We start from the raw sequence: 14516 nt of genomic DNA, 5'->3' as shown, positions 1-14516 counted from the left end.
TATTATAGGCGTAAGATAGAATTTAGGGTCTCGGGTGGACAAGGTTTTTGTAGATAGCCCTTCACAAAGGGGTAGGCGGCTGTTTGCTCTTTATCGCTACTCTGTCCGGAAGAAGAAAGCATATAAACAGCAGTATTGGACTCTCTTAGAAGTGATTCGCTAGAGGCTAAAAACTCATGGCCATTCATTCGGGGCATATTAATATCAAGAAAAATGACATCGGGCGCCACCTTCGCTGACAACAATAAGTCTCTAGCTTCTTCGCCATTACTTGCACTAGTAATGGATACCTTATTGCCACTTTCGGCTAACATTTCTTGAAATAGATAGCGATCTGCTTCGCTATCTTCGACTAATAGAATATTAACTAATTCACTCATACATCTCTGCCTGTACTACTATCGGTGCTTTATGTTTACCTTAAGCACTCAAATAGGCTTACCGCCCATCCATTTAGATATTTATTTTATACGCATATTACCTCTAACCAGTCTTACCTTTCCATTGCTTACTTTCAAAATACCGCCAAGATCAGCATTACTTTACTTTTGCACAACAAAGTGACTGAAATACAAATTGATAACTCCCTGCTCGCCATCCTCCTCTTCAACAACCTGCTGCACTATTTTTAACGCATCAAGCCGCAAACGCTCTCGACCATCGGGCATGTCAATATTTTCATTTGTTTGACGACTAAACAGTGTGACCAAGCTATCTCTGACTAAAGGCATATGATGTCGCACCGCATTAGCAGCACTCACATCTGCAACCCGCAATGATATTTCTACCTTCATATACTGTAACTTACCTTCTCCCCCATAATTAACAACAAAGGCCGGCTTCACAGGAACATAGATCGGTCTAACCAGCACTCCCGGCGTCCCTTCTGTAGATTCATCCGTCGCGTCTTCTGCCGCGTCATCATCTGCAGACCAAGCAGGCATAACAAAAAACAAACTCAAAACGAGTAATAAAACGCTTAACATTGAACAATTTTTATGGAGCATCAAGGTGTATTCCTATTTCAATTCACCTATTAAGTATAGATGGCCTGAAAAATTTGCCAGTATCTAATTAAGCGCGTAATCTCTCGTTTTATTATTATTTATTCTAAGGATTTATTCGTGTCACATCCGCTTTTTGCTCCATCCACCCAACGCCTCTACTATTTATTATTATGGACTGGCTGCTGTTTACTCATTGCCATAGCGCTTTATATGCAATATCAAATGGAGCTAATACCGTGCGCCTTATGCATGACCCAACGCGTCTTCATTATTGCCGTCGGCCTAGTTGCCTTAGTCGCATGGCTGAGCAAAACATCGATCAGCAATAAGGTTTACCCTATTCTCGGCATGTTATTGGCGGCGGTGGGCTCAGGGTTTTCGATGCGGCACATCTGGCTACAAAACCTGCCTGAAGATTTAGCACCCGCTTGCGGCCCAACGCTAGGCTATTTATTAGAGAACGTACCCTTTATTGAAGCATTTACTGTACTGCTTCAAGGGGATGGCAACTGCGCAGAAAGCGTATGGTCGCTGTTAGGATTAACCATTCCTGGGTGGACACTGGTTGCCTTTGCTGGTTTATTAATAACCAACGCACTTATTTTATGGATAGCGGTTAAGAAGGCAGCATAAATTTTTTAGTCTCGCTGCACTTGCAAATACCGCAAAGCTCTTCTATTTTTAAACTAATGTTATCAGTTACGCATAACAAAAACGTACCGATAGTATATCGACTGCCGCAAACCATGCATCGCAGTCTATAGAATAACCTGAGGCCTTTGCGCGAAAGAAGATTTTGTCTTCAGACACCAAAAGTAGGCGCCTTTAAGCGAGGCAAAATGGCTTTCATGCCAAGGGCTCAACCTCTCATAATAAGCAGTTTAGGAGTTAGACCATGTTAGAGAATTGCCGATCCGCCAAAGAACGCTGGGGCGGAGTAAACGATATTATTGATAAATGGCTACACGAGCGGCAGCAATTATTGGTTTCCTATTGTGAATTATCGGGTATCAATACATTTGATGAAGATAATGTCTCTCATCAAGAACAAGTAAAACGGTTTTGCCAAATTTTGGTTGATTATGTCTCTGCTGGGCACTTTGAAGTGTACGATCAATTAATCAAAGAAGGGCAAGATTTTGGCGATAAAGATGCGCTTAAACAAGCCGCTGCTTTATACGAAGTTATCGACAGCACCACTGAGTCACTCATCGACTTTAACGACAAGTACCAAGAAACCGATGATTTAAGTGAGCTCGCTAGTGATCTATCCAGCATCGGCCAAAAGCTCGAGCCACGATTTAGTGCAGAAGATCAAATGATCGAAGTACTACACACGTCTCATAAAGACCTTGTTGCTTAATCGTTATTTAAACACAACATTATCTTTTCCAACGAGGTGTGTACCAGCAAAAGCTATCTACACACCTCGAACTCTACTAAAAATCGACTACGCTTATAGTGAACCCATATTAACTCAGTGAGGGCAACACTATCTATCGGCTTCACCGTTCGTTTATCTCTCTGTCATTTAATCAGCGCCTTAAGTACATGTTTGCGGCTGGTATTTTGGTACTCGTCAGCGCCTGTACTGAAAAACACCTTCCAGAGTCATCGATAACGCTTGCCAGCAAAGGCCTGCACAGCGCAGCCATTCATCCTCGCGCCCAGTCGGTAGTTGCAGGATCTATATTTCAAGGGGGCAGTTTCTGGCGTTTAAGCGATGAAGAGCGCCTATTTAATTGGAATCACACAACAGACGAAGAAAAAAGTATTATTTTATTTGCCGATATTGCCAGTAATAGCCCACGAGCGATTACTGCTGATGAATCAACGCTGGTGCTTTGGGACACCAATACTGGAGAGGCACTGAGATTTTGGACATCTCCGGCGAAAATTACCGACTTAGCGCTCATGGAAAATGGGCGATATGTTGCACTAGCACTGGCTGATCAAACAGCGGTTATTTTTGATGCTTTTAATGGTGGGATTATTCGCACCTTCCACCACAGCGGTAAAGTTTATAGCGTCGCCGCAAGTACTGATCAAACAAAACTCATTACCGGATCAGAAGATAAAACCAGTGTACTGTGGGACGCAGCAAGCGGAACAAAACTATTAACGATCAACCATGAGGAAGAAGTACAGTTTGTCGCATTGAGTGATGACGCACGCTACGTATTAAGCGTAGCGCAATACGATACAGCCGAGTTATGGGATACAAGAATACAAGAGTCCATCGGCGAGATTCCGATGAAAAAGCAGCAACTCAGTTTAGGTCTACAGATTACAGCAGCGAGTTTTCGCTCTGACAACCAACAATTGCTGATCGCATACTCTAACCGTACCGTTGAATTAAGAGAGACGACAACATTGCAGGTGATTGATCAGTGGGTGTTACCCCGAAAAAACCAGTGGCAACCAACGTCTGCACCGGCACTTGATGTTGCCTTTGATGTTCAACCAGGGATTTTCTATGCGGCGTCATCGGATGGATTTCTCCATAGGCTTACATTAAGGAGCACCCATTAAAAAAGCCCTCCATAAGAGCACTACTGTCCCACAGTTTGAAATCATAAGACCAACCTCATTTGAGGTTGGTCTTTTTGTTTAGGAGGAGGACTTGGATCAAGTATCTCTCTCAAGGCTTTTCGTTCAAATAAATTGAGTTGGATCACCCGAAGAATGCGCTGCACTGTCCACCCTTTCTTTGCTGAATGCCGAGCAAAAGCGAGTAGTAAATAGGTAATCATTGCTATCCAAATTTGTGTCAATATGGCGTTTTTTGATAAGCCTAAAAACGCTTTGATTTGTAAGTTTTGCTTAATCGCTTTGAAGAATAATTCGACTTGCCAGCGGTCTTTGTAAATGGCAGCAATCGTACTCGCCGCCAGTATTAAATTGTTGGTTAAAAACGTATAGAACTTACCGCTATTTTTGTCTCGGTAGCCTATCCGTCGTAGCGTAGGCGCACCGCGTTTGATGGCGTGAGCACTGCTCAGCTGAATAACTTGATCACTTGAAACGCCTTTCTTTTTGTTGACTTCTCTGCGCTCTAACACGCGGTAAACGGCTTTAGATCGTAGGCGCGTTACGAACGATACACCTTGCTGTGTAAGACTTCCAAACCATTGGTAGTCCACATACCCCTTATCAAAAGCAACAATGCTTCCTTTTGGAAAGGTGAATTCTCTACCTTTAACCATATCATTTTCGTTGCCATCACTCAGTGCGACAAACTCAGGCATCAGTGTTCCATGGTTCAAGCCCACGCTGAGTTTTACATTAGCGGTATCATCTCGATGAGCTGCCCAAGGAAACAGTTTTAGTGAGAGATCAATCGCACTTGCATCCAGTGAATACAATGGATTTTTGAAACGGAATTTGTGCTGGCCGGATTGGTTTTTACAGCGATTCAGTAGTTTATAAAAAAGTGCTTCGTAGAGTTCTGCAGGTTGATTGGCATTTAATCGAGATAGCGTTGATTTTGAAACGGGTTTTGCACCCAAGTGATACAGCTTATCCTGTTGAGATTCTAAATTAGATTGAATATCTCGTAGGCTTTGGCGGCCAGATAGCTGCGACATCGCCATACCAATAAACTGATCCCAGCGAGTGGCCGACCTTAATTTTTGCCCTACATGATGCTTTTTAGCAAGCCCTTCAAATTCATGTCTAGATAATGGTTTTAGTAACTGATGAAATGCGGTGTTATGATGTGACAAAGCCTGAACCCCTTTGTTAGTAATGTTTTCTTCGCAGAATCATTATAACAAGTGAGGTTCAGGCTTTCTTATCTAGATCAAACTGTGGGACAGTAGTGCTCCATAAGAGGGCTTTTTTGTTTTTTTACCATTCAAACGTGCAATTTATTGAGCGGCTTCTTCCTGCACTTCAGCACGCTGAATTTCTAACAATTCAACTTCAAAGATTAACGTCGCATTTGGACCAATAACTGGACCGGTGCCACCAGGGCCATAAGCTAGGTCAGAAGGAATCGCTAATTCAAACTTATCGCCGACATTCATCAACTGTAGTGCTTCAATCCAACCCGGGATAACACCACTGACAGGGAAGGTTGCAGGCTGACCGCGATCATAAGAGCTGTCAAATACGGTGCCATCAACCAATGTGCCTTTATAGTTTACGGTCACGGTATCATTCTCTGTCGGTGTCTCTCCATCACCCGCAGTGACTTCTTTATACTGCAAGCCACTCGCTGTGGTCACAACACCTTCTTTAGTCGCGTTTGCAGCAAGGTAAGCAGCGCCCGCTTCTTTATTGGCTGCCGCCAAAGCATCATTCTCTGCTTTTTGTTTTTCCTGAGCGCGAGTTTGAATTTCTTGAATGGTATTACGCTTGTCTTCTTCAGATAGACGAGACTCACTGCCAGCAGCAACATCTGCAACCGCTAAAGCCAATGTATCTGTATCTAGCGTAATGCCATCACTAGAGAACTGACGAGCCATATTTTCGCCAACAATATAACTTAAACGCTGATCTAGCGTGCTTAATGGCGACGCTTCTTCTGTCGCTGCAGTGTCAGTCGCCGGAGCTTCTTCAGGTGCTTTATCGGCACCGCAAGCGGCTAAAACCAAAGTAGCAGCAGTAACCGCAGCGAAACGATATAATTTCATGGTGATTCCTTTTTTATTTTATCAATGTAAATGAAATGGTTGACTCGTTAACGTAGTGCCCAAACCTCAAAAATCAAGCGCGTTACGCACTTAAGGCTTACGAATGTCAGCAATAGTATATGAAACCACTGCATTTGAATATCCAAAACCTATCCGTTTCGTACAGCCCGTTCGCTATCTGGTTAAATTAAACGATAAACGTTTATCCATACTTGATACACTACTAGCTATTAATACGTTTTGAGCACCTAATGCATTGTCAGTGATCTTCGCTTATGAACCCTTTTTCTCTTTCTTCTATTAGACCCTACTGGGAATTGATGCGATTTCATCGTCCCATTGGCATTCTATTGTTACTTTGGCCGACTTATTGGGCGCTATGGCTAGCAGCAGAGGGTATGCCCGATTGGGATATCTTATGTATCTTCACCATTGGCGTTATTGCTATGCGCGCTGCGGGCTGCGTCATTAATGATATTGCTGATCGCCGTGTCGATGGTCACGTAAAAAGAACAGCCGATCGCCCCCTTGTCAGTGGCGCCGTAAGCATAAAATCTGCCTGCTATTTACTGGCTAGCATTACTGCTATCGCATTTATTGCGGTGCTATTCACAAATAGCCTTACTATCTATCTTGCAATAGCGGCGGTCTTTTTAGCTTTTGCTTATCCGTTTATGAAGCGATTTACCCACTTACCGCAAGTCGTACTGGGGATGGCATTTTCCATGAGTATTCCCATGGCGTTCGCTGCACAAACGGAAACTCTGCACTCAGGCTTATGGCTGTTATACACCGCCAATGTATTATGGACTGTCGCTTACGATACTTTTTACGCTATGGCCGACAGAGAATATGACAAAAAAATTGGTGTTAAATCAACCGCTATATTATTTGAAGATAATGATCGACTCATTACTGCCAGCATCCAAGCCTTAGCCGTCGTCGGCTGGCTAATGGTCGGGCAACGATTTGACTTAAATCTGGGCTATTATGCGGGAGTTATCGGCGCCATCGGACTAATAGCTTACGAACAGTGGATAATTAGACACCGTCAACCGGACGCCTGCCTTCGCGCATTTTTACACAGCCAATGGGTCGGAGCTGCAATTTTTATCGGCATATTGCTACATTTCGCGACAATTTAACTACATATTCACTTACCGTGCCCTTAAGAGCCTCACTGTCATAAAAACGTAACATACGCTATATTTAATGATAGCCTCTGATAACGACCCACATAGACAGATTATGAGCCAGAACAAAACCATACTCATTGTTGATGACGAATCCGCCATTCGCGATATGTTACGCGTCGCATTAGAAATGGCAGATTACCAATGCCTAGAAGCAGCGGATACGCAGAGTGCGCATACACTGATTATCGACAAAAAGCCTAGTCTGATCTTACTCGATTGGATGTTACCCGGCACCAGTGGCATTGATTTAGCTCGACGCTTAAAAAAGGATGAGCTGACGGCAAGTATTCCCATCATCATGCTGACCGCAAAAGGGGAAGAGGATAATAAGATTCAGGGTTTAGAGGTCGGCGCTGATGACTACATTACCAAACCTTTTTCCCCAAGAGAGTTAGTGGCTAGGCTTAAAGCCGTATTGCGCCGTACAGAAGCCGCAAGTGCTGTAGACCCGATAGAGATTGAGGGCTTACGCATGGATCCTGTAGGACATGTGGTCACTATTCATAATGAGCCACTACAAATGGGGCCAACAGAGTATCGCTTATTAGAGTTTTTCTTAACACATCAAGATAGAGTCTATACACGCGGCCAACTGCTCGACCACGTGTGGGGTGGTAATGTGTATGTGGAAGAGCGCACCGTTGATGTACACATTCGTCGTTTACGGAAAGCGCTAACCAGTCATGATCGCTTCATTCAAACGGTACGCGGCGCAGGCTATCGGTTTTCAGCAAAGCTGGCTGCCAACGGCTAATTTTATCTCCAACGCAAGTAAAAAATGGGGGGCGCGCTTATCATTTAAAGACCGTCTCAGTTATACTGCCGAAGTCAAATAATGTGTTATAGCGCGAACCATAACATGATAGATTGCCTTCGATTCAATGCCACCCACCTTGGCACCCATTCGATGGGCGTAGTCTACCGTGCGCTCAAAAAATAATAATAGACGCTCACACGAAGACCCACCATTTTAAGAGACTGCCATTTTGCACAATAACTTCTCTGCTGAAATACAACGCTTGTTCTTTTTAGGGCTAACAGGCTTAGTGATTGGCTTGGTCAGTGGCGAATTACTATTATCATTATTTATGGTGACACTGCTCTACCTAATATGGCATTTACGCCAAATTAAAAAGTTAAATCACTGGCTACAAAACAATAAACTATCAACAATACCGGACGCCGATAGTATATGGGGTGATATTTTTGACCACCTACGTAGAGACAAAAAACGACAGCTCAAAGAAAAAAGGCGCTTAAAAGCGGTTATTCACCGTGTTGAAACCATGACCGGTGCACTCACTGATGCTGTAGTGCTCCTGAACCCTGATCATACGATCGGCTGGCTTAACAAATCGTCTCGTCGCTTACTCAACTTGCGCAGTGTCGATATAGGCAGCCCTATTACCAATTTCATCCGCCACCCTGTTTTTGTCAACTATCTCTACCATGGCGATCATGACGAACCCTTAGTCCTCCCCGCATCTAATAACGAAGAGCAACGTTTGGAATTTCGCCTTAATCATTTTGGCGAAGGCGAAGGGTTACTCATAGTTCGTGACGCCTCTAGGCTGTATAAACTTGAGCAAATGCGTAAAGATTTTGTCGCTAACGTTTCTCATGAACTACGCACACCGTTAACCGTAATATTAGGTTATTTAGAAACACTAAGTGATACACAAAAAGACAGTGATCCTTGGAAAAAGCCTGTACAGCAAATGCAGCAACAAGCATCACGCATGAAAACGCTGATTAATGATTTAACCATGCTATCTAAGCTAGAAACCGAAGAAATTAGTAAGCAGCAAGCACCCGTAGCACTGCGACCACTATTACACATGATTGTTGATGAAGCGAAAACGATACATCATCAACAAGACGTGAGCATCACCTTGGACTGCCCTCCAGAGTGGTCAATTGATGGCTGTGAAAAAGAGCTACACAGTGCCTTCTCGAACCTTGTCATTAATGCCGTAAAATATTCACCTGCAGGCCAACCTATTATTGTTACCGCTACGAAAAACTTTGTCGGCGGTATCGACGTAAAAGTTACCGATAAAGGTTATGGTATTGAGCGACAGCACCTGCAAAGACTAACCGAACGTTTTTATCGCGTCGACGCTAGCCGCTCGATAGAAACCGGCGGCACAGGTTTAGGCTTAGCCATCGTAAAGCATATTCTAGCGCGCCACGACGCACGCTTAAATATTGCCAGCCGGATTAACCAAGGAAGTACTTTCAGTGCCATTTTCCCAAAGGAACGTGTACATATTGATGAATAAGGCATGATTTATTTTTCACAAAACACGTGCGCAACATTACTTTTGCACAACATTGAGATCTGTTGACATTTCAAATTACAACGCACAATTTCACCCATCCATTAATTACATCGCTGAAGAAGAATGGAATCGTTTATGCGGTACCGACTACCCTTTTCTGCGGCACGAATTTTTTTCGGCACTTGAAAATAGCGGCAGCACTTCTACAGAAACAGGCTGGCAGCCACACCATCTCACGCTATCTGATACTACAACGCAGAAAATAATCGCTGTAATGCCATTATTTATCAAAACGCATTCTTACGGCGAGTATATGTTTGATTGGGCATGGGCAGATGCTTATCGTCGACATGGCTTCGACTATTACCCTAAACTAGTCAATGCTATTCCTTTTACCCCCGCTACAGGTAAGCGATGGGGAATTGATGACGCATACTCGATACCTGAAATTATTGAAGAATTACAGCTCGCCATTCATAACGAAGCGCATGAGAAGGACTTTTCTTCTTGTCACATATTATTTTTGACTGAAAAAAATCGTCAGCAATGGAATAATAAAAAATGGCTAGCACGAGTCGGCTATCAATATCATTGGTTTAATAACGATCATACAGACAAAAAATATTATTCTGACTTTAATGATTTTTTGTCCACAATGTCTTCACGTAAACGTAAAAATATTCGTAAGGAACGTGAAAAAATTGTACACCAAGGTATTAGTCTAACAATAAAAACCGGCGATCAACTATCGCTCAAAGAATGGCAACAATTCCACCATTTTTACCAATCTACGTACTATAAGCGTAGCGGACATCAAGGCTATTTATCCCCTTCTTTTTTTCCTGTTCTGGCAAAAGCAATGGGTGAAAGTATCATTGTCATCCAAGCGTTTGACCAGTCCGACAACATGGGAGAAGAAAAAAATAAAAATAACAGCGACTGGGTAGCGGCAGCGCTCTGCTTTAAAGATAGCGAAACATTGTATGGTCGTTACTGGGGTTGCGCTGATGATTACGACGGACTCCATTTTGAAGCCTGTTATTATCAAGGTATCGAATACGCGATTAAACATAAACTCATTCGATTTGACCCCGGCGCACAGGGTGAACATAAAATACAGCGAGGATTTACCCCTATCACAACACACTCTTCTCACTGGATAGAACACACAGAGTTTTCACAAGCTATCGCACGCTTTTTAACGCAAGAAGAAAAAGAAGTGCAGCAATACTTACTCGCGGCAGCCGAACATCTACCCTTTAAAAAAGAGTAATATCCGTGGTGCACTCTAAAACTCCGAACAAAAAAGCAGGTTGTTTCTTCAGCAACTCTTGGCAGCAGGGACAGGTTTTTGCTCCTGCAAAACCTGCATTCCCTACTTCCATGTAGGTCAAGCTGCCACGAAGCTTATAGGATATATTTACAGCGTGTTGCTGAAGAAACAACCTGCTTTTTTGTTCTATGAAGGCAATATTAGCTCAGAACTCACAACGGATAGTAATATTATTCATTAGGTTGGTACTGCCAAACTAATAAACGATTATTGGCTGGCATAGGGTGATCGGCTATAGGTTGTAAATAATGATCAAGTGCTAGCTTATTAAGCTTTTCAATGTCTCGAATCCCTTTTTCCATATTAGATGCTTTCAAAAACTGATCGAAGCGTTCATTACTTTCGCTTGTATAATCGCCGTTATAATTGAACGGCCCATAGGTAACAACATAACCTTTAGGCTGCAAAGCGGAGTGGGCTTTTTTGAAAAAATGAGTGACACATTCCCACGACATAATATGTAATGTATTAGCGGTAAAGATAACATTCACTTTTTGGGGTGACTTTTTCGGTAGCCATACATCATCCATCACATTAACAACTAAAGGCGGCATGCAATTTTCAGTCGCCCCGTCATTTATCCATGCCAAAATACCTTCGTGATTTTCTGCAAGGTCGCTGGCTTGCCATATCACATGAGGCAATTTCTGAGAAAAATACACGGCATGTTGACCTGTACCACTACCAATTTCTAACACTAGATCATTATCATTCAGCAGCACTCGCAAGTGCTCTAATATAAAATCACGATTGTTAATGCACGCTTGGGAAAAAGGTTTGAGCATGATACTTTTTACTCGTTCAATGAAAGAGTAAAAAGTATAAGTGATTTTATGGAAAAGTAATAAATAGAAACATAAAACGTGTATCCATTAGCCATAAAAAAACGGCTTAGTGAATAATCACTAAGCCGTTTGCTATGCAGTATCTTCGCTAAACTTTACTTTTTTCTAGCGAAGTTTATCTCATTATAATTATTGGAAGTCTGCTTCTGTTAATGCAATTAAACCCTTTGCATTGTTACCATACTTAGCACGTAAATCATCAGATAGAGGAATCATTCCACGCTCAGCAAGATAACCTTCAGGACCCCAAGTGCTTTCTTTAGTGAACTCAGCAATATACTCTTCGATGCCAGGAACAACACCTACGTGGTTTTTCTTAACGTAGAAGTATAGTGGGCGAGAGATTGGGTAGCTTTTGTCGGCAATAGTTTCAAACGTTGGCGCATTACCTTCGATGATAGAAGCCTGTACTTTTGATGCATTCTCTTCCAAAAAGCTGAAACCAAAGATACCTAAAGCTTCTGGATTTTTAGTCAGTTTTTGTACGATAAGGTTGTCATTTTCGCCTGACTCAATGTAAACGCCGTCTTCACGTACATTGTGGCAAATACCTTTATATTTGTTTTTTAGTGACTTAGCTAATGCTTTATCACCGGCTTTTTTCGCTTTTTTAGACTGTGACTTAATGTCTTTGATCCAGTCAACTTTTTTACAACCACCTTCCATTGCTAGCTCAGCAAACGCATCGCGCGTACCTGATGTAGGAGGAGGTCCAAATACCGCAATCGCGCTAGCCGGTAACGCAGGGTTAACATCTTTCCATGTTTTATATGGGTTAGGAATCAGTGTCTCAGAGCCATCGGTATTAGGCACGTCTTTCGCTAATGCTAAGAATAGGTCTTTACGTGTCAATGACATTGGCGCTTTACCTTTGGCATTCGCGACAACAATACCGTCGAAACCAATAAGTACTTCAACAACGTCTGACCCGTTTGCCTGACATTTTTTGAATTCTGACACTTTCATGCGACGCGATGCATTTGTAATATCTGGGTGAGAGGTACCATTACCAGAACAAAATAGTTTTGCGCCGCCGCCTGAACCAGTAGACTCAATTGTTGGTGTTTTAAACTGGGTAGTTTTACCGAAACGCTCAGCAACAACCGTTGCGAATGGGTAAACCGTTGATGAACCAACAATACTGATATTGTCGCGTGCAGATGCATTCATTGTTGTCATCGTTAATGCAGATACAGCAATCGCTGCTGCTAGTTTTAATGTTTTCACATTGACCCCCTAAAGGATGTTATTAATAATTAAATGATTCAAATTGCTTAACGGTGAGAATAATATCCACGAAACATGACAGTTATATGACAATACTGTACTTATTCCATTGTGGGCATTTCGAGCAGATGCCCGTCACGGTTTAAGGTGATATACTTTTGCTATTGATTTTTTTAAAACTATGAAAAGAAAACACTTGATAGCTTTGAGCTATAACTCCTACCAGTCAGTGCTTTATCTTATTCAATTCACCGGTAGATTGAAGGTACATAGATGTGAAGATTATTTTTTTTGTTTGCCTAGCAATAGGGATCAGCGCTTGTAGCAGCCAGCCAAAGCAGGTGGAGAACACAAACACAGACGACACTGTCTATAACACTGAAGAGCCCACTTCATTTGCAGAATACCGTGAATGGAGAAAAAATAACGACCCTGCAAGCGAGGCCTACGCCGACTACCGTGAATGGTTAATTAACTACCGTAAGTGGCAAAGACAGCAAGAACAACAGCAGTAACACGCGCGCTCAATACCTTCTCACATTACCGCGAAGATCGACTATTGCTCTTCGCGTGTAAAAACCCACTCTGTATCACTAGACTGACTCGGCTGATATTGATATCCCGCTGTATCGAAACCCTTTAAGGCTTCTGGGTCTTCCAGTTGATTCTTAATAGCGTAAGCAGCCATCATTCCCCTCGCTTTTTTGGCATAAAAACTAATAATTTTATAAACACCATTTTTCTCATCTTTAAAAATAGGCGTAATAATATTGGCCTTAAGCGTGGATTTATCGACAGCTTTAAAGTACTCATTAGAGGCTAAATTTATAATCGTTTGGTTCTCATGCCCTTGCAACTGTTTGTTCAAACGCGCAGCAATTTTATCGCCCCAAAACGTGTATAGGTCTTTACCGCGACTATTAGCAAATCGAGTGCCCATTTCTAAGCGGTAAGCTTGCATTAAATCTAAAGGGCGCAACACACCATACAAGCCTGACAATATAGCAAGATGCTTTTGAGCAAAGGTTAACTCTGTAGGGTTAAGGGATTCTGCATCCAAACCTACATAAACATCGCCTTTAAAGCTCAATACGGCTTGTTTCGCATTATCCTTGGTGAATGGACGCTGCCACTGTTGATAGCGATCATAATTTAACAGCCCCAACTTATCACTAATATGCATCAACTCCGATACATCTTGAGGTGCTAACGGCTTAAGCTCACGAATTAACTGCTCAGCATCGTCCAATAATACGGGCTGCGTGCTTTTAGTGACGTGCGCAGGGCTATCAGTATCTAGCTTTTTTGCAGGAGAAATAACCAATAACATAATAATAACCTTTTAAAAGATAGCGGTAATTAGTTGGGCTTATGTGAGCCAGTGCTTATTCTGGCTTCAGAATGTCATGCCACCAATTGAGCGGTGTTACGCCGTCTTCTGGATCGTAGACATTCCCATACAGCCACAATCCCCCTTTATCGCTCACATAACGGTTAAGCAACGCCTCAATAGTGGTGAAACCGCAACTAACGTGAATGCTGTAAATCAGAAAACGGTCTGTTTCGGTATCTAATTCACCCCCTAATTTTTCCAACTCGGGAGTTAACTGCTCACCCATCTCAGATAAATGGCTTTTGGCATACACGCGAATACACAAGTTACCGCTATGTTGCTTAATCTCGAAGGCTTTAGAATCAGGCAATAGCTTAACAACATCTCCACTCGCCAAACCTTTAATAAACGCAGGAGATTTAACCAGTTGAAAGCTATCATCTTCATTTTGCCTAACCGATAAGCGCTCAACCACCGGCTGACCTTGCGGATCATTGCCTGCGAATAACTCAATAACCTGTAATGCTGACGTCATTATAAAAACCTTTATAGCGTTATACGTAATTTTAAATAGCGAGAACGTCATAAGGCTTGAGATCTCTCTAGCGACGCGGCATCATTATACGATAATCTAAGAAAAACTAGGAGAGTGCTCC

16 protein-coding genes are annotated in these 14516 nt (G+C 42.5%); 8 read left to right on the top strand and 8 right to left on the bottom strand.

From position 1 onward, the window contains the following. Window positions 1–2: 2 nt before the first annotated feature. Complete coding sequence (locus tag ACZ5O6_RS00345) at window positions 3–380, bottom strand: response regulator (protein ID WP_447092694.1); 378 nt, start codon at window positions 378–380, stop codon at window positions 3–5. 162 nt (window positions 381–542) lie between these two features. Beyond that, window positions 543–986, bottom strand: coding sequence for a flagellar basal body-associated FliL family protein (locus tag ACZ5O6_RS00340; protein WP_447092695.1), 444 nt, complete (start codon window positions 984–986; stop codon window positions 543–545). 138 nt (window positions 987–1124) lie between these two features. Between ACZ5O6_RS00340 and ACZ5O6_RS00335 the strand changes: the two genes are divergently transcribed. The 3 genes from ACZ5O6_RS00335 to ACZ5O6_RS00325 all read left to right on the top strand — a co-directional run bounded on the left by ACZ5O6_RS00335 (window position 1125) and on the right by ACZ5O6_RS00325 (window position 3539). Then, entirely contained in the window at window positions 1125–1640 is a 516-nt protein-coding gene (locus tag ACZ5O6_RS00335; protein WP_447092696.1) for a disulfide bond formation protein B, read from the top strand. Between the two features lie 262 nt (window positions 1641–1902). Beyond that, on the top strand, window positions 1903–2370 hold the full coding sequence (rsd, locus tag ACZ5O6_RS00330; protein ID WP_447092697.1) for a sigma D regulator: 468 nt from the start codon (window positions 1903–1905) through the stop codon (window positions 2368–2370). Window positions 2371–2558: 188 nt separating this feature from the next. Beyond that, on the top strand, window positions 2559–3539 hold the full coding sequence (locus ACZ5O6_RS00325; protein WP_447092698.1) for a WD40 repeat domain-containing protein: 981 nt from the start codon (window positions 2559–2561) through the stop codon (window positions 3537–3539). 41 nt (window positions 3540–3580) lie between these two features. Here ACZ5O6_RS00325 and ACZ5O6_RS00320 read toward each other — a convergent pair whose 3' ends face one another. Both ACZ5O6_RS00320 and ACZ5O6_RS00315 read right to left on the bottom strand, forming a co-directional pair. Further along, window positions 3581–4732 (bottom strand): IS4 family transposase, encoded by a 1152-nt coding sequence (locus tag ACZ5O6_RS00320; RefSeq protein WP_447093036.1) that lies wholly within the window; start codon window positions 4730–4732, stop codon window positions 3581–3583. Between the two features lie 144 nt (window positions 4733–4876). Further along, window positions 4877–5644 (bottom strand): FKBP-type peptidyl-prolyl cis-trans isomerase, encoded by a 768-nt coding sequence (locus tag ACZ5O6_RS00315; RefSeq protein ID WP_447092517.1) that lies wholly within the window; start codon window positions 5642–5644, stop codon window positions 4877–4879. 275 nt (window positions 5645–5919) lie between these two features. Between ACZ5O6_RS00315 and ubiA the strand changes: the two genes are divergently transcribed. From ubiA to ACZ5O6_RS00295, 4 genes are all read left to right on the top strand, one after another. Continuing rightward, the gene (gene ubiA, locus ACZ5O6_RS00310) at window positions 5920–6789 is read left to right on the top strand and encodes a 4-hydroxybenzoate octaprenyltransferase (protein ID WP_447092516.1); all 870 of its coding nucleotides are present in this window, start codon (window positions 5920–5922) and stop codon (window positions 6787–6789) included. 103 nt (window positions 6790–6892) lie between these two features. Beyond that, entirely contained in the window at window positions 6893–7594 is a 702-nt protein-coding gene (gene phoB, locus ACZ5O6_RS00305) for a phosphate regulon transcriptional regulator PhoB (RefSeq protein ID WP_447092515.1), read from the top strand. A 232-nt stretch (window positions 7595–7826) separates the two neighbouring features. Continuing rightward, entirely contained in the window at window positions 7827–9122 is a 1296-nt protein-coding gene (phoR, locus tag ACZ5O6_RS00300; protein ID WP_447092514.1) for a phosphate regulon sensor histidine kinase PhoR, read from the top strand. 52 nt (window positions 9123–9174) lie between these two features. Then, complete coding sequence (locus tag ACZ5O6_RS00295) at window positions 9175–10395, top strand: GNAT family N-acetyltransferase (RefSeq protein ID WP_447092513.1); 1221 nt, start codon at window positions 9175–9177, stop codon at window positions 10393–10395. Between the two features lie 230 nt (window positions 10396–10625). Here the strand turns inward: ACZ5O6_RS00295 and ACZ5O6_RS00290 are convergent, their stop codons facing one another. Continuing rightward, on the bottom strand, window positions 10626–11240 hold the full coding sequence (locus ACZ5O6_RS00290) for a DUF938 domain-containing protein (protein ID WP_447092512.1): 615 nt from the start codon (window positions 11238–11240) through the stop codon (window positions 10626–10628). Window positions 11241–11429: 189 nt separating this feature from the next. Continuing rightward, window positions 11430–12479 (bottom strand): substrate-binding domain-containing protein, encoded by a 1050-nt coding sequence (locus tag ACZ5O6_RS00285; RefSeq protein WP_447092527.1) that lies wholly within the window; start codon window positions 12477–12479, stop codon window positions 11430–11432. A 323-nt stretch (window positions 12480–12802) separates the two neighbouring features. On the opposite strand from ACZ5O6_RS00285, the gene ACZ5O6_RS00280 reads away from it, so the two are divergent. Then, window positions 12803–13042 (top strand): hypothetical protein, encoded by a 240-nt coding sequence (locus tag ACZ5O6_RS00280; RefSeq protein ID WP_447092511.1) that lies wholly within the window; start codon window positions 12803–12805, stop codon window positions 13040–13042. Between the two features lie 41 nt (window positions 13043–13083). On the opposite strand, the gene yaaA is transcribed toward ACZ5O6_RS00280, so the two are convergent. Both yaaA and ACZ5O6_RS00270 read right to left on the bottom strand, forming a co-directional pair. After that, window positions 13084–13857 carry a peroxide stress protein YaaA gene (yaaA, locus tag ACZ5O6_RS00275; protein ID WP_447092510.1) on the bottom strand — a complete coding sequence of 258 codons (774 nt, stop codon included), beginning with the start codon at window positions 13855–13857 and terminating at the stop codon, window positions 13084–13086. 55 nt (window positions 13858–13912) lie between these two features. Further along, the gene (locus ACZ5O6_RS00270) at window positions 13913–14398 is read right to left on the bottom strand and encodes a DUF4265 domain-containing protein (protein ID WP_447092526.1); all 486 of its coding nucleotides are present in this window, start codon (window positions 14396–14398) and stop codon (window positions 13913–13915) included. Between the last annotated feature and the right edge of the window lie 118 nt (window positions 14399–14516).

Source organism: Eionea flava, from assembly GCF_055393785.1.
This window is presented reverse-complemented; position numbering and strand designations above follow the sequence as displayed.